This window comes from Labedella populi (assembly GCF_004078655.1).
GTDB classification, from domain to species: domain Bacteria; phylum Actinomycetota; class Actinomycetes; order Actinomycetales; family Microbacteriaceae; genus Labedella; species Labedella populi.
Genome location: NZ_RZNC01000010.1, coordinates 1 through 15534, shown reverse-complemented (window position 1 = coordinate 15534; position 15534 = coordinate 1). Strand labels below are relative to the sequence as shown.

12 protein-coding genes and 1 pseudogene are annotated in these 15534 nt (G+C 68.4%); 7 read left to right on the top strand and 6 right to left on the bottom strand.

What is annotated here, in order from left to right:
- Positions 1-39: 39 nt before the first annotated feature.
- The 5 genes and pseudogenes from ELQ92_RS15970 to ELQ92_RS15955 all read left to right on the top strand — a co-directional run bounded on the left by ELQ92_RS15970 (position 40) and on the right by ELQ92_RS15955 (position 3265).
- On the top strand, positions 40-837 hold the full coding sequence (locus ELQ92_RS15970) for an SDR family NAD(P)-dependent oxidoreductase (RefSeq protein WP_128496353.1): 798 nt from the start codon (positions 40-42) through the stop codon (positions 835-837).
- A gap of 104 nt (positions 838-941) precedes the next feature.
- A pseudogene (locus ELQ92_RS15965) lies at positions 942-1280 on the top strand (DUF445 family protein); the annotation flags it as partial.
- Between the two features lie 52 nt (positions 1281-1332).
- Positions 1333-1857 carry a hypothetical protein gene (locus ELQ92_RS15960; protein ID WP_128500308.1) on the top strand — a complete coding sequence of 175 codons (525 nt, stop codon included), beginning with the start codon at positions 1333-1335 and terminating at the stop codon, positions 1855-1857.
- 16 nt (positions 1858-1873) lie between these two features.
- On the top strand, positions 1874-2035 hold the full coding sequence (locus tag ELQ92_RS16390; protein ID WP_166409136.1) for a hypothetical protein: 162 nt from the start codon (positions 1874-1876) through the stop codon (positions 2033-2035).
- A 192-nt stretch (positions 2036-2227) separates the two neighbouring features.
- Positions 2228-3265 (top strand): lactonase family protein, encoded by a 1038-nt coding sequence (locus tag ELQ92_RS15955; RefSeq protein ID WP_128500307.1) that lies wholly within the window; start codon positions 2228-2230, stop codon positions 3263-3265.
- 34 nt (positions 3266-3299) lie between these two features.
- Here ELQ92_RS15955 and ELQ92_RS15950 read toward each other — a convergent pair whose 3' ends face one another.
- Genes ELQ92_RS15950 through ELQ92_RS15925 form a run of 6 tightly spaced genes read right to left on the bottom strand, consistent with a single transcriptional unit; the run spans position 3300 to position 11157 of the window.
- Positions 3300-3935, bottom strand: a complete 636-nt coding sequence (locus ELQ92_RS15950; RefSeq protein ID WP_243695084.1) for a TetR/AcrR family transcriptional regulator — start codon at positions 3933-3935, stop codon at positions 3300-3302.
- Positions 3932-5944 (bottom strand): CocE/NonD family hydrolase, encoded by a 2013-nt coding sequence (locus tag ELQ92_RS15945; RefSeq protein WP_128500306.1) that lies wholly within the window; start codon positions 5942-5944, stop codon positions 3932-3934. The genes ELQ92_RS15950 and ELQ92_RS15945 overlap by 4 nt, the downstream gene beginning before the upstream one ends.
- Positions 5941-7683, bottom strand: a complete 1743-nt coding sequence (locus ELQ92_RS15940; protein ID WP_128500305.1) for a dipeptide ABC transporter ATP-binding protein — start codon at positions 7681-7683, stop codon at positions 5941-5943. Before ELQ92_RS15940 ends, ELQ92_RS15945 begins: the two co-directional genes overlap by 4 nt.
- A complete protein-coding gene (locus tag ELQ92_RS15935) occupies positions 7680-8606 on the bottom strand; it encodes an ABC transporter permease (RefSeq protein ID WP_128500304.1) in 927 nt (308 codons plus the stop codon). The genes ELQ92_RS15940 and ELQ92_RS15935 overlap by 4 nt, the downstream gene beginning before the upstream one ends.
- Positions 8603-9583: an ABC transporter permease gene (locus tag ELQ92_RS15930; RefSeq protein WP_128496347.1), complete on the bottom strand. Its 981-nt coding sequence runs from the start codon at positions 9581-9583 to the stop codon at positions 8603-8605. Before ELQ92_RS15930 ends, ELQ92_RS15935 begins: the two co-directional genes overlap by 4 nt.
- Positions 9580-11157, bottom strand: a complete 1578-nt coding sequence (locus ELQ92_RS15925; RefSeq protein ID WP_128496346.1) for an ABC transporter substrate-binding protein — start codon at positions 11155-11157, stop codon at positions 9580-9582. Before ELQ92_RS15925 ends, ELQ92_RS15930 begins: the two co-directional genes overlap by 4 nt.
- A gap of 496 nt (positions 11158-11653) precedes the next feature.
- On the opposite strand from ELQ92_RS15925, the gene ELQ92_RS15920 reads away from it, so the two are divergent.
- Entirely contained in the window at positions 11654-13801 is a 2148-nt protein-coding gene (locus tag ELQ92_RS15920) for a fibronectin type III domain-containing protein (protein WP_128500303.1), read from the top strand.
- A gap of 38 nt (positions 13802-13839) precedes the next feature.
- Positions 13840-15534, top strand: a 1695-nt coding sequence (locus ELQ92_RS15915; protein ID WP_133425032.1) for a purple acid phosphatase family protein, incomplete at its 3' end; no start/stop codon positions are given.

Here is a 15534-nt window from a genome sequence, read left to right as displayed (position 1 = left end):
TGTCTGCCTCCGGTTGGAGGCAGACGGGATGCTGAATGCATGTCTACCAACACCACTCATACCACCGGCACCGCGTCGGTCGGTCTCCTCACCGACAAGGTCATCTTCATCACCGGCGCCAGCCGGGGCATTGGAAAGGCCGCCGCCCACCTGTTCGCGGCAGAGGGCGCCGCCGTCGTGCTTGCCGCCCGCAACACCACCGCTCTCGACAGCACCGTGGCCGAGATCCGCGCAAATGCCGGCATGGCAGACGCCGTCGCCCTCGACCTCTCCGATCGGGCCAGTATCCGTGCCGCCATCGATCGCGTTGACCAGGTCCACGGACGGCTGAACGGCGCTTTCAACAACGCCGGTACCCCGCAGAAGCAGGTCGGCCCCCTCGACACCACGACCGATGAGGACATCAGCGAGCAGTTCGCCGTCAACTTTCTCGCGCACTGGACGGCGATGAACGCCGAGGCCGCGCTGATGCGCCGCAGTGGCGGCGGCGCGATCGTCAACACCTCCAGCATCGGCAGTCGTCGCGCGAACCCCAACCTGCCCGCCTACGGAGCCATGAAGCGCGCGCTGAACAGCATCACCGAGACCGCCGCCGCGACCTGGGCCACCGACGGCATCCGCGTCAACGGGCTCACGCCGGGCGGAACGCACACCGAAATGATGCAGGAGTGGGAGGCTGCCAGCCCCGGCATCATCGCGACAATTAGCGCCGCCACCCCGCTCGGACGGATGGCCGAGCCTCGTGAGGTGGCAGAAGCCGCCGCGTGGCTGCTTAGTGACCGCGCCTCGATGGTCACCGGTGCAATCCTCCCCGTTGACGGCGGCGCCGGAGCCTGACGCAGACGTGACGAATCGCCCGGGAAGGTGGCCGTTGTCACGGGACCGGTCGAGCATGAACGGTGAACGCTCGCGTTCGAACGGACCCGTGCGAGGATGACCGGATGGCGCACACCCCAACCCACCTCCTAACCCCCGCCGACCAGGAGCGCCGCCGAGGGCTGCGGGTGATGAAGGGGGTCGCGCTCGGCGCGCTGGTGTTCATGGCGGTGCTCTTCGTGATCGCATTTGTGCTGCAGGAGCGGTACCCACCGCTCGCCTACATCCGTGCGTTCGCCGAGGGCGGCATGGTCGGCGCGCTCGCCGACTGGTTCGCGGTGACCGCCCTGTTCCGGCATCCACTCGGCATCACGATCCCGCACACCGCGATCATCCCGAACCGCAAGGACGAGATCGGCCGGAACCTCGGCGAGTTCGTCGAGACCCAGTTCCTGCGGCGGGGGGGGGACGTGGAGCGGTGTCGTCCCGCTCAGCCTCCAGCCGAAAGCTGAACCGGTGAGTACCGAGACGGCTCGCGTCGGGGTGTTCGAGCGGACGACGGAAACATTCGCGGACGGTTCCGTGCGAATCGCGGATCTACAGGTCGCGCCCGGAGTCGTTGCGGATCCCACGGATATCCAGAGCACCGTCGCCGTCGCGGCCCCCGCAGGCGAAATGACCACCATGGCCGACATCACGTCCTGCTCAGTGAGCAGCGGCTCCGGATACTCGAACGCCGACAACTGTCTGGTTCGGGGCGGTGGTGGCCTCGTCACGAACTTCTTCTACGCGAGCTACACCCTTGTTCAGGGAGGGAACAACGATCAATTGCGCAGCACCAAGAACCCGGGTCAGACGTGCATTTACCCGTACAGTTGCACCACCCCGACTCGCTCCCAGTTCGTCGCTCGAGAGAGCCTGTCGACGAACGCGGGAGCGACATACACTGGAACGGCAACCACGCCGGTTTCCTCGCAGACGACGTACCTGAGCATTGAGGTCGGCGAGAACAGGGCACGGCCGATCTGGACCATGCCGTAACCGAAAGGAGGGCGCGATGAGCACGAACTCTTTCGACCCCGTCTACGTGACCGAAGGAATCGCACTCAACGTTCCACTGACTGTCACGATCGCGAGTCTCCTCGTGGCCGCGATAACGGCTGCGGTCGTGGCGATCGTCCGAAAAATCCGACGGTCCAGCTCCGCACCCATCGAGTGATTCGGGAAGCGCGGGAGTGCACAGGATGTTCCTGGGCTCCCGCGCTTCTTCGTTCCTCGTGAAGCCGCGGTGGTGGGGCCGCTGACGCGTTCGTCGGGGCACTCGCCGGACGGCTGATCTTCACGATCGCGCACGCCGTGCTCGGCTGACTAAGGTCAGCGCAGCAGGCCGCGAGATGTCTACGATCGAGACATGACCGACTCCCTCGTCCTCGTCGCCAACGCCGGCGACGGCAGCATCAGCACCTTCCGTCTCGTCGGCGACTCCCTCGAGCGTCTCGCGGTGACCGGCGATCTCGCTGGCACGTCGACGTTCGTCGTCGACACGGATCGAGACCTCGTCTATGCGGGGGTCAAGCCGGGCGGTGGGCGCGAGTCGGCCGGCATCGTGACGCTGCGCCTCGATCGCTCGAGCGGCGCGCTCTCCGTCGTCTCCCGCCGAGACCTGCCTGGCGGCGGTATGAACTACCTCGCCCTGGCCCACGCGGGCACGGTGCTTCTCGGCGCCTCCTACGGTGGCGGCTACGGCATCACCGCGATCGTTGAGGACGGAGTGGTGGGGGAGCCGGTGTCCCGCATCGAGTACCCGAACCTGCATTCTGTGCTCCCGAGCGCCGACGGCCGCTTTGCCTACTTCGTCTCGCTCGGAGCCGACCTCATCGCGCAGTACGCGCTCGGCGCCGACGCCGCTCTCACTCCACTCGACCCGCCCGCGGTCGAGGCGCCGACGGGCAGCGGTCCGCGCCACCTCGTGCTGAATGCGGCCGACGACGCGGTCTACGTGAACACCGAATTCACCGGGCAGGTGCTGCACTACGCGCGCGACACTGAGACGGGCGCGCTCGAACGCCACGGCGGTGCCGACGTGTTCGATCCCACGCAGGGACTGAGCGTGAGCCGATTCGGTGCCGATCCGCGCGAGGAGCACCTCATCTGGGGTGCCGACCTGCAGCTCGCCGACGGCGGACACCGCATCTGGGCGTCCGAGCGCACCGCGGCCACGCTGAGTTCCGCCGCCGTCGCGGCGGACGGTTCGCTCAGGTCATCGGGAGAGTTCGTCGCCACGGAACCCCAGCCTCGCGGCTTCGCCGTCAGCCCCGACGGCGCGCACATCGTCGTCGCGGGTGAACTCTCGACGACCGTGTCGCTCTACGCCGCCGATGGCGACCGCCTGCAGTTGCTGCAGCAGGCGGAGACGGGCCGCGGCGCGAACTGGGTGAGATTCGTGTGACCGGTACGGCCTGCGTGCTGCCACCGATCCGCGCTCACACGTCGACGCGGGCGCCGGTCTCCAGTTGGATGAAGCGCCACATCCAGTCGAGGGCGATCCGCGGCGTGAGACCGGGCGCGTGCTGCGAGAGTTGCGTCGCGAGTCCGTCGCTGTAGGCGGCGAGCTTGAGAGCGAGACCAGAGGGGTCGTCCACCGCGAACACCCCCTGTTCGACTCCTCGACGCAGCGTCCGGGTGAGGCATGCCTCCCACACCCGGATACGCGCCACGTACTCAGCGGCGACAGCCGGTTTGCGGGCGACGGCCGTCCAATAGTCCGACCACAGCCGCCAGTGGTCGCCGACGGCCTCGGTGTCGTCGAACAGCGGTTCCACGAGCATCCGCACCCCGATGACGGGGTCCAGTTCCGCGTCGACGGCTTCGATGATGGACGAGTAGAAGCGAGCAGTCTCGAGGACGACCACCTCGTTGAGGATCTCGGCGACGCTCTCGAAGTGATAGGTCACGGTGCCGACCGAGACGCCGGCCTCGAGTGCGATGTCGCGCAGACGCGTGGCGCCGAGGCCCTCGCGCAGGATGACGCCGCGCGCCGCCTCGATGATGAGCGCTCGGCGGATCTCGGGCTTCCGGCGTTGCGAACCGGAACCGACGGTGTCGCCTGTGCCCGTCACGCGGACGTCCTCGGCACGACGTCGTCGAAACGGCGATCCGCGACCAGCACGACCTCCGCGTCCGGCCCTCCGTCGCGCGCCCAGGCGCGCACCGTATTGATGATGCGGAAGGTGTCGGCGTCGGCCGTCACTCGTGAGGTGGTCTCGAGCCACGCTCGCCAGTCGGACTTCTCGAGACCGATCGCCCAGCGTGATTCCGCGGATGCCGAGAGGGGATCTCCGTCGACGATGCGATAGGTCTCCCGGCTGTCCTCCGTGAACAGGAGGCCGTCCGGGTAGGCGCGGCCGCCGCCATAACCGGGATCGACGTCGAGTACCCATTCACCCGTCTCGACATCGTGCGAGACGCTGCGTTGAGGGAGCGCTGCGGGCGCAGGTAGTCGGCGAATGGCCAGCGGTTCGGCGTGTTCGGCAGGCTCGAAGACCACGCCGTCGTCGGTCGAGCGCGTCCACACGGGCACGGAGACGGAACTGCGCTGCGGAGCGAGCGTGAGGGTCGCCTCGACCGGATGCGGCCAGACCCACGGCCAGTACGCCGACGACACCGCGATCCGCAGACGATGGCCGGGCGGGAACCGATGGCCCGTGGAGACGAGGGGCACGGCGACCGACTCCTCGACGCCCGGTTCGAGGGCGTCCGCACGCTTGCGACCGCGCCGTTTGTCGAGATTGAGGACGCCACGGGTCACGAGGGTGGAGCTGCCGTCCGGGGCGACGTCGCACAATCGCACGATGACGTGGGCGTGCGGCACGTCGCTCGTGAGGGCCAGCGTCACGGCGACGGAACCGAGAACGTCGAACGGCTCCTCGACGGGAACGTCGAAGCACACCGAACGTCCGTCCTCGGCGCGCTGGTCCGGCGGAAGATCGGTGGCGTTGCCGAAGGGGAAGAACCGTCCGGCATCGAGGCCCGTGCTCTGCGGAGACCGGACGACGACCGGCCCGCGTTCACCCCCGATGGTGTCGGCGAGCGGGACGACGTGCGTTTCCGTGACGGCCGACGGCCAGGCCTCTGCCGCGACCCAGCGGCCGGTCCGCTCGGCGTAGTAGGTCGCCGGTGGTTCCGAGTCGTTGATCCAAGCGCGGAGGGCCGGCTCGTCCTCGACGCCGTTCGCGTCGTCGAGCAGCCAGCGGTCCCACCACCGCAGGGTCTCCTGCAGGAAACCGATCCCGGGACCGGGAGCGAGTCCGCGATCCGGATACTGGTGCGACCACGGGCCGATGATGCCCTTCACCGGTGCGTCGAGGTTCTCGACGAGCCTCAGCACCGCGTCGCGATACGGGTCGGCCCACCCGCCGACCGCGAGGACGGCGGCCTGGATGCTGCCGTAGTCCTCGCAGACGCTGCCGTGCCGCCAGTAGTCGTCGCGCTCCTGGTGCGAGAGCCACACGGGGGTCATCGGCCGGCCGTGCTCGAGGCGATCGCGCCACTGCTCGACCCAGCCGGCCCCGACGATCTCGGGTCGCGGAGGCCGCGAATTGAAGGCGAACATCGTTCCGCCCCACGCGGCCATGTCGATCCCGAGCACGGCGCCGCCGATGTAGTGCACGTCGTTGTCGTAGCGGTCGTCGGTCGAGCACACGGTCACGATCGCCTTGAGAGCCGCGGGGGCGCGGCCGGCGAGCTGCAGCGCGTTGAATCCGCCCCACGAGATGCCGAACGCTCCGACCGCGCCCGTCGACCATGGCTGGGCGGCCAACCACTCGATGATCGCGATCCCGTCGTCGAGTTCCTCCGCCGAGTACTCATCGACGAAGAGACCGTCCGACGAACCGGTGCCACGGATGTCCACGCGGACGGAGGCGTAGCCCCGGGCGGCGTACCAGGGGTGACGTTCGCTGTCGCGGGGTGCCGTCCAATCGTCGAGGCGGTAGGGCAGGTATTCGAGCAGCACGGGCACCGGTCGATCGATGGCGGGTGCCCAAATGCGCGCGTGCAGTCGGGTGCCGTCGGGCATCGGGATCCACTGGTCGCGGACCGTGACGTCGTGGAGGGCACGGTGTGTCATGCGCTCTCCCATCGCCGGATTCGGTGTCCGTCGCCGAGGTCGTCCCACCCGTCGGCGTCTCGCCACGTCCGCGTTGTGTCGTCGACGCCGCGCAACACTGTGGTGCCCGGATCGAGAGTGGCGTCGAGCAGTTGCCGCGTGTACGGGTGATTCGGTCCGCTGAAGACGTCCTCGGTGGACCCGATCTCGACGAAGCGCCCGCCCGTCATGACGGCGACGCGGTCCGCGACACCCCGCACGACCGCGAGATCGTGGCTGATGAAGAGGCAGCCGAGCCCTTTCTCGTCACGCAGGTCCGTGAGCAGGTCGAGCACACCGGCCTGGACACGGACGTCGAGGGCCGTCGTGATCTCGTCGGCGATGATGAGCTCGGGGCCGGCGGCGAGGGCGCGCGCGATGCCGACGCGCTGGCGCTGGCCGCCGGAGAGCTGCGCCGGGAGTCGACTCGCGAAGTCGGGCGTGAGGCCGACCTCCTCGAGCAGCTCGGCGACGCGGTCTGGCGAGGTGCTGCCGGTGAAGAGCCGGAGCGGTCGCGCGATCGCGGCGCCGACCGTGCGCCGGGGGTTCAGCGACGTGTCCGCGTTCTGGAAGACGAGCTGCACCGAGCGTCGGAGGTCGAGGGAGCGTCGCGCGACGGGCCGGGTGAGGTCGCCCTCGATGCCGTCGTCGCCGCGGAATGTGAAGGTGCCCGATTCCGCGGGGATGAGGCCGGCCATCGCCGTCGCGAGGGTCGATTTGCCGCTGCCCGATTCCCCGACGACGGCGAGCGTCTCCTGCGCGCCGATCGCGAAAGAGACGGCGTCGACGGCCGGGGGGAGGGAGCGCGCGTACCGGACGACGAGGTCCGCCGCCGTGACGAGCGGGGGTGGGGGAGCGGACGCACGGCCACCTCCTCGTTCGGCCGACAGTCCGGTCGCGGACGTGCGGGGCGCGCTCGCGAGCAGCTCGCGTGTGTATTCGTGCTGCGGGTCCGCGAACAGCTCGGCGGTCTGGCGGTGCTCCACGATGACGCCGTCGCGCATGACGGCGATCTCGTCCGCCATGGCCGAGACGACGCCGAGGTCGTGACTGACGAGCAGGATCGCCATCTCGAGCTCGACGGAGAGGTCGCGGACGAGTTCGAGGACCGCGGCCTGCGTCACCACGTCGAGCGCGGTCGTCGGCTCGTCGAGGACGAGCAGCCGGGGTCGGGCGGCGATCGCCATCGCGATGGCGATGCGCTGCTGCTGGCCACCGGAGAGCTGATGCGGGTAGCGCTCGACGATGGTCTCCGGGTCGGGCAGACGCACATGCCGAACGAGTTCGAGAACACGCTCGTGGCCGCCCGGCAGGCCGTGGCTCTCGAGCGCCTCGCGCAGCTGCCGGCCGACGCGCATCGAGGGGGTGAGCGCCTGGCCGGCGTTCTGGGCGACGAGAGCCGCGGTGCCGCCGCGCAGTGCGCGGCGCTCGCGATCGCCGAGCGCGAAGACGTCGGAGCCGGCGACGGTCACCCGGCCGCCCACGATGCGCGAACCGCGCCGGAGGTGCGCGAGCAGGGTGCGGGCGACGGTCGACTTGCCGCTCCCGCTCTCGCCCACGAGCCCGAGCGCACGACCGGGCCGGATGGAGAAGCTGACGCCACGGACGACGGGCACGTCTCGTCGTCCGGCTGCGTAGGAGATGGAGAGGTCGTCGACGTGCACGACCGTGTCGGGCGGGGCGTCGACCGGTGACGAGGTGGAGACGGGTGCGGAGCTCACGAGACGGCTCCCTTCTGCGCGCGGTCGATGCCGAGCGACTTGCTGAGTCCGTCGGCGCTGAGGTTCAAGCCGATGACGAGGGTGGCGAGGGCGACGATGGGTGCCAGAGCGCCCAGCGGCGCGACCGTGAGGGCTGTGCGGTTCTCCTGCACCATGAGCCCCCAGTCGGGAGTCGGCGGATTCGCGCCGAAGCCGAGGAAGGACAGCGTCGAGATGAGCAGCACGATCCAGGAGGCACGCATCGCGTACTCGACGAGTACGACGTCCATGACGTTCGGCAGGATCTCGCGGAAGACGATGCTGAGCGGCTTCTCGCCGCGTGCGCGGGCGGCCGTCACGTAATCCTGCGTGATGATCGTGCGTGCGGCGCCACGGACGACGCGGGTGACCGCCGGAGCGTAGACCACGGTGACCGCGAGCACGATGACCCAGAGTCCCGAGTCGAAGACCGTGACGACGACGAGCAGCGCCAGGATCGAGGGCACCGCGAGCAGGGCGTCGACGATGCGCATGACGACCTCGTCGAACCAGTTGTCGGCGTAGGCGGTGATGCACCCGAGGACGGTCCCGATGCCGACGGCGATGGTCGTGGCGAGGAACGTCACGAGCAGTGCGTAGCGGCCGCCGTTCAGCGTGCGGGAGAGGATGTCGCGACCGTACTGGTCGGTGCCGAGCCAGTGCGTCCACGTCGAACCGGTGAGGGCCACGGTCGAGTCGGTCGCGACGGGGTCGTGGCCGGCGATCCAGGGAGCGAGCACCGCGAGCACGACGTGCACCGCGATGAGGCCGAGGCCGATCGTGAGGGCGGCGGAGCCGCTCAGGCTGCTGGTGAGGGAGGTCGCGACCCCGCGGATCCGCCCGGGGAGCCCCCCGGGTCCCGCGTTCAGGGCGGCTCCGGTGGCGTCGGTCGTCGAGCGCGTCATGAGCGGGCCTTCCGTCGGGTGCGCAGTCTCGGGTCGAGGGCGAGCGCGATCAGGTCGGCCGCGAGATTGCACACGACGTAGACGAGCGCGCTCACGACGGCGATCGCCTGGATGGTCGGGAGATCGCGGTTGAAGACGGACTCCAGCATGAGCTTGCCCATGCCGGGGTAGTTGAAGACGTTCTCCACGACGACCACGCCGCCGAGCAGCCACGCGACGTTGAGCGCGACGACGTTGAGGGTCGGCAGCAGGGCGCTCGGCACCGCGTGACGCCAGACCACCTGGCGGGTGGTGAGGCCCTTGAGCTCGGCGGTCGTCACGAACTCGCTCGCCATGACATCGATGGTGGACGAGCGGGCCGTCCTCACGATGTACGCGGCCATCGCGAGCGTCAGCACGATCGCGGGCAACCAGACGGCGGGCAGGAGCTCGGCGACCGTAGCACTGTCGCCGCGGAGCACGACGGCGGGGAAGACCGGGATCGCGATGGCGAAGAGGAGCACGAGGATCGTGGCGACCATGAACTCGGGCACGCTCATGACGATGAGGCTGACGAGCGAGATCGTGTGGTCGCTCGGGCGCCCGCGGCGCACGCCGGCGATGACGCCGAGCGTGAGCGAGAGGGCGACTCCGACGACCATCGCGGGAACCGCGATGAGCATGCTGTTGCGGAACGCGACGAGCAGGTCCGGTCCGACGGGTTCACCGCTGACCAGCGAGATCCCGAAATCTCCCGTGGCCGAGCCGAGCAGCCAGTTCCCGTAGCGCAGCCACACGTTCTGGTCGAGTCCGAGCGTCTCGCGCAGCGCGGCCACCGCGTCGGGCGTCGCGTCCTGTCCGAGCAGTTGCTGAGCGACGTCACCGGGGAGGGCCTGGACGGCGAAGAAGACGAAGAGGGAGGCCAGAAGCACCGTGAGCAGCGCGGTGGCGAGCCGCCGTAGGACGAGGAGCACGGTGGGGGCGATCGAGGCGTTCATGCGCGGAGTCCGATCGAGAGGTAGTCGAACTCGAAGCCGTATTCGGCGTAGTTGACGACGTTCCGGGAGAGCCCGACGAGCCGGTCGCCGAACATCGGGGTCATGTCGGCGGAGTCCTCGACGACGATGCGCTGGGCGTCCTGGTAGAGCATGCGGCGGCGGTCGTCGTTCATCTCGGCGCGAGCCGCGTCGAGGAGACCGTCGAAGGTGGGGTTCGACCAGGCGCTCTCGTTGTACGACGAGCCCGTCCGGAAGATCTGGTTGAGGAGCTGGTCGATCGGGCGGCCCGTGAACCAATAGCTCACCATGAGCGGCTTCTGCATCCAGATCTGCGTGTAGTACGAGTCGGCCGACGCGTTGCGGACGACCAGATCGATGCCGGCGTCCTTCACGGCGTCGCGGTACGCGACGGCCAGGGGTGTGAACACCGACTCGTAGCTCGAGGTGAAGATCTCGGTGCGCAGGCCCTCGCGCCCGGCCTCCTTGAGGAGGAAACGCGCCTTCTCCGGGTCGTACTCGCGCTGCTCGTCGAGGAACACGGCCTGACTCGGCGGTACGGGGTTGTCCCACCCCGGCGACCCGGTGCCCTGGAGAGCCGTGTCGACGATCGTCTGCGGGTCATAGGCGAGTTTCATCGCCTGTCGGACGCGCGGGTCGGAGAACTCGTCGCTCGTGAACAGCATCGGGATCGTGTACCACTGGGCGTCGGGCGCTCGGGCGACCGTGGCCGTGCTCGAGGCGGAGACCACCTGTGCCGTGGCGTAGTCAAGGTTCGTCTGGGAGATCAGGTCGATCTGACCGGCGAGGAGAGCGTTGACCCGCGCGGTGGTGTCCTGGATGGAGTAGAAGTCGATGCCGTCCAGCACGGGGCGACCGGCGAAGTGGTCGTCGAACGCTTCGATGCTGCCGGTTCCGGCGGGTTCGAACGAGGACAGCCGGAAGGGGCCGGTACCGATGCCGGTCCGGCCGATCTCGGCGGCGCTGCCCTCCGGGATGATGTAGCACTGGTACGCCGTGAGGAGCGAGGGGAACTCGGCGTTGGGCGTGAGCAGTTCGATGCGAAGAGTGAGGGGATCGGGCGCGCTCATGCCGCCGGGACCGATCATGGCGCTCAGCACCTCGCCCTGCGGAGAGGCCGTGGCGGGGTCGAGGATGTGGTCGATCGAGTAGATCGCGTCGGCGGCCGTGAACCGGCGGCCGTCATGGAAGCGGACGCCGTCGCGGAGCGCGAAGGTCCAGACGGTGCCGTCGGCGTTGGCCGACCAGTCCTCGGCGAGGTCCGGAACGGTGACGCCGCTCTCGTCGAGCCTCACGAGACGGTTGTAGAGCGCGCCGAGGTACTCGTAGGCCGACAGGGAACTGGCGGAGTCGAGGGTCTCTGCGGCCGAGGCGGCGGGGCGGGCGATACGCAGACGGCCGCCTCTGGCGGCGGTTCCGGTGGCGGCGGCCTGGGGGATCGTGGGGGTGCGTCGGTCGGGGGCGCACCCCGCGAGGGTGAGCAGACCGAGACCGGCGAGCCCGGCTGCGCCGACGAGAACCGTGCGCCGGCTCGTTTCGGGGACAAGCGGTGTCATACGGGACGACCTTCCATGTTGTCGTTCACGTGAACGATAAGGGAGATGCTCGAGCCTGGCCAGTTCGCCAGACGTCGTTCCGGCGTGTTCGGCCGAGGCCCTGCCCGGCCCGATCCGCGCGTCCACGCGGATGCGCGGGGGTGCCCGTGCACGATCGTTCGGCGTGAGGCTTAATGCAGTCGTTACCTTCGCGCGGGTGCACCGACGTCGTGGCAGGACTACCGGTCCCGTGGAGAGGTGAAATCGTTCAACCGGTCGATGACACGTCCGGAGTGTCCGCGAGGCCAACTGATTCTCGACCTCCGGTGAACGAACGGCGACGATTCTGCACCGCTGGACCCCCGGAGAACCGTGCCCGATGAACGCCCCGTGAATTCTGCGGCGCACCTCCGGGGGCTTGCATATGCGCCGATAGCGTGATCGGCGTCGCCCGCGAACCGAACGCGTGCCACCCCGTAACCGGCCCCGCCGTCTCTCCCAAAGGACGTCCCTCGATATGAAGAGCGATCAGCTCACGCGCGCCATCAGGCGTGTCAGTCCCCGCACAGCATTGACGGCCGGCGGCATCGCCGCGGCCGTCGCCTTGGCCAGTATCGGAGGCGGAATCGCCTTCGCCGCCGGTGGGCTCAACCCTCCTCCCGTCAACCCGGCCCTCGTGCATGTGGCCTCCGCGGTGCCCGACCGCATCATCCTCACTCCGACGGCGACTCCGTTCGCGACGCAAAACGTCTCGTGGCGAACCTCCGTCGACGTCACGAGCCCCCAAATTCAGCTCGCGGACATGACGAAGGGGCCCATAACGGCGTCGACGACGGTCGCCGCCGCGAGTACCACCGAGTTTGCGACCGACCTCGGCTACACCATCAAGTACCACACGGCCACGCTCACCGGCCTGGCCGAGAAGACCGCGTACCTGTACCGGGTCGGCGACGGCGAGACCTGGAGCGAGTGGCTCGAGTTCGAGACCACCGCGGAAGGTGCAGAACCCTTCTCGTTCATCGTGCAGGGTGACGCGCAGAACGACGTGAAGTCCTACGCCTCGCGCGCATTCCGTGCCGCCACCGAGGCTCGCCCCTACGCCAAGGCCGTCCTCCACCTCGGCGACCTGATCGACACCGACGTCGCCGACGCGGAGTGGGGCGAATGGTTCGGCGCGGCCGGCTTCTCGAACGCCTACATGAACATCATCGCGGCACCGGGAAACCACGAGTACTACCCGGGTCCCGACCTCACCCGTTATTGGGGTGCGCAGTTCGAGTACCCGCGCAACGGCCCGGCCGACACCGACGCCATCAAGCAGGCGTTCGACGAGAACGTCTACTACACCGACATCCAGGGTGTGCGTTTCATCACGTTGAACGCCAACATGGCTCACGGCGCTCAGCTCGATGCGCAGACGGCCTGGCTGGAGCGCGTTCTCTCGGAGAACCCGAACACCTGGAGCGTCGTCTCGTTCCACCAGCCGATCTTCTCGGTGACGTCCGGGCGCGACAATGCCAGCATCCGCAACGCCTGGTTGCCGATCTTCGAGAAGCACAACGTCGACCTCGTCCTGCAGGGCCACGACCACGCCTACGGTCGCGGCAACCTCTATTCGAACGAGCAGAACCTCCCAGAAGGTGCTGATGCGGAGACGAGCCAGACCGGTCCGGTCTACCTCGTGAGCGTCGCGGGCCCGAAGATGTACGTTCCCGACCCACTCGAGTCGAACAACTGGACAGCGAACGCCGCGCACCTGCGCAGCGTGAACCGTGACACCCAGATGTACCAGACGGTCGATGTGATCGACGGCCAGATGCACGTGGAGAGCCACACGGTGACCGGCGAGTTGTTCGACGCCTTCACCATCACCAAGTCGGACGACGGCGACAAGCTCGTGACCGACGAGACCGCAGCCTGGCCGTCTGGCCCCGGGTCGACGAGGGCCGACATCGGAGCCCCCGAGCGGCCGACGCCCGTCGTGCCCGGTGACGACACCGAGCCCACACCGACCCCGGAGCCGACGACGAGCCCCGAGCCGAGCCCCGAGCCGACCACGACGCCGGAGCCGACCACGACGCCGGAGCCGACCACGACGCCGGAGCCGACCACGACGCCGGAGCCGACCACGAGTCCGGGGCCGACCACGAGTCCGGAGCCGACGACGAGTCCGGAGCCGACGACGAGCCCCGAGCCGACCACGCAGCCGACGTCCGAACCCGAACCGACGGACAAGCCGGTGGCGAATCCCACGATCGAGCTTTCAGCGACCGGGATCGCCGCAGGCGACAGCCTCAGCATGAAGGGTGACGGGTTCTGGCCGAACGAAGACCTGGAGGTCACGCTGCATTCCGACCCGATCGAACTCGGCTTCCCGACAGCTGACGATGCGGGCAGCTACTTCTTCACCGCGCACATCCCCGCGGGCGTCGCACCCGGTGGACACACAATCGTGGTGAGGGGCCTCGAGTCCGGCGCGACGGTCGAGGCGGCCATCACGGTGCTGTCGCCCGGCTCTGAGCCCACCGGCGAGAAGGATCTCGCGGTCACCGGTGTAGCAGGAGTCGGCATCGCCGTCGCCATCGCCGGTGGGGCACTGCTCCTCGGCGTGCTCACCCTCCTGTTCGTCTACGTTCGTCGCCGCCCCACGGATGGTGCCGCGTGAATATCTCGTCTCGATCGTTTCAGAAAGGCCGTCAGTCCATGACGAAATCGTCCACGCCTCGTCGCGGGAGGCGGATGCTGGCGGGCATCGCCGTCGCGGTCGTCGCGGCCTCCCTCTTCTCCCCGGTGATGTCGCCCGGTACGGCGGCATCCGCCGCCGCCGCCGCGCCGAGCGCGCAGCACGGGCCGTCGGTCGTTCCCGATCGAATCGTGTTGACTCCAGCCGATGACCTGTCCACCACCCAGGCGGTGACCTGGCGCACCTCCCGCGGGGTCACGAGCGCAAAGGCCGAGATCCGCACCGCGACGGCAACGCCGTACCCCGGCGGCATCACGACGGTGAACGCGACGAAGAACAGCGACGTCACCACCGAGCACTACGACGAGTCGTTCCACACGGTGGAGTTCACCGGTCTGACTCCCGACACCCAGTACCAGTACCGTGTGGGAGACGGCACGAACTTCAGCGAGTGGCAGCACTTCACGACGGCGTCCGCCAGTGCCGATCCGTTCTCGTTCATCTATCTCGGTGATGTGCAGAACGGCATCAAGTCGGATGCTTCGCGCGTCATCCGCAACGCGTTCCGAGACCGCCCCGACGCGTCGATCGTGCTGCAGGCCGGCGACCTGATCAACGACGCGAACGACGACTCGCAGTGGGGAGAGGTGTTCGACGCCGCCGGCTACCAGTTCGGCACGCAGAACTTCCTGGCGGCGGCTGGCAACCACGAATACGAGGGTGCCGAACTGTCCACGCAGTGGCAAGCCCAGTTCGCCTACCCGGACAACGGACCGACCGGTACGGGGCACATCGAGGAGCTCCTGAATGGCACGGTCTACTACAACGACTACCAGGGCGTGCGTTTCATCTCGCTCAACAGCAACATCACGGACGCTGCGGTTCTCGCCGTGCAGACCGAGTGGCTGAAGGAGACGCTCGAGTCGAACCCGCACAAGTGGACCGTCGTCTTCTTCCACCACCCCGTCTTCTCGCTCGATGAGGGGCGCAACAACCGCGCCATCCGTGAGGCGTGGTTGCCCCTGTTCGAGGCGAACAACGTCGACCTCGTCCTGCAGGGCCACGACCACAACTACGGCCGAGGCAACTCGAACGATGCGGAGAAGGACAACCCCACGAGTTGGGACCCTGACCTCAACTACGACGGCCCGGTGTACGCGGTCTCGGTGGTCGGGTCGAAGATGTACTCCAACACGGGGCCGCGTCTCTGGATCGAGAACGATGCCCATCTGAAGAAGCTGCAGGGCAACGTCGAGCTCTACCAGCTCATCGACGTCTCGGGCGACACCATGCGGTACGAGTCCCGTACCGCCGACGGCGTGTACTTCGACGGTCTCACGATCGTGAAGAACGATGCAGGCAAAGCAGTGACGGACGACACTCCGCCTCAGGAGATCGACCCGTCGAACCCCGGCCCGTGTTTGGGCTGCGAGCCGAACCCCGATCCCACGGATCCAACGGACCCGACCGAGCCCGGCGAGCCGACCGGGACGGTCGACTACGAGGTCACCGGTGCGATCGACTCCGTCAACAAGTCGAACGCGGCGCTGCCCGCCGGATCGGCGTTCTCCGAGTCGAAGGATCGCCTCTACCTCGGGGACCAGAACCGGCGCACGATCAGCGAGGTGAACGTCGATACGGATGAGGTGACGCGGACGATCACGTTGCCTGAGAACATCCGTGATGTGGGGATCGATGATGAGGAGGAGCTTCTC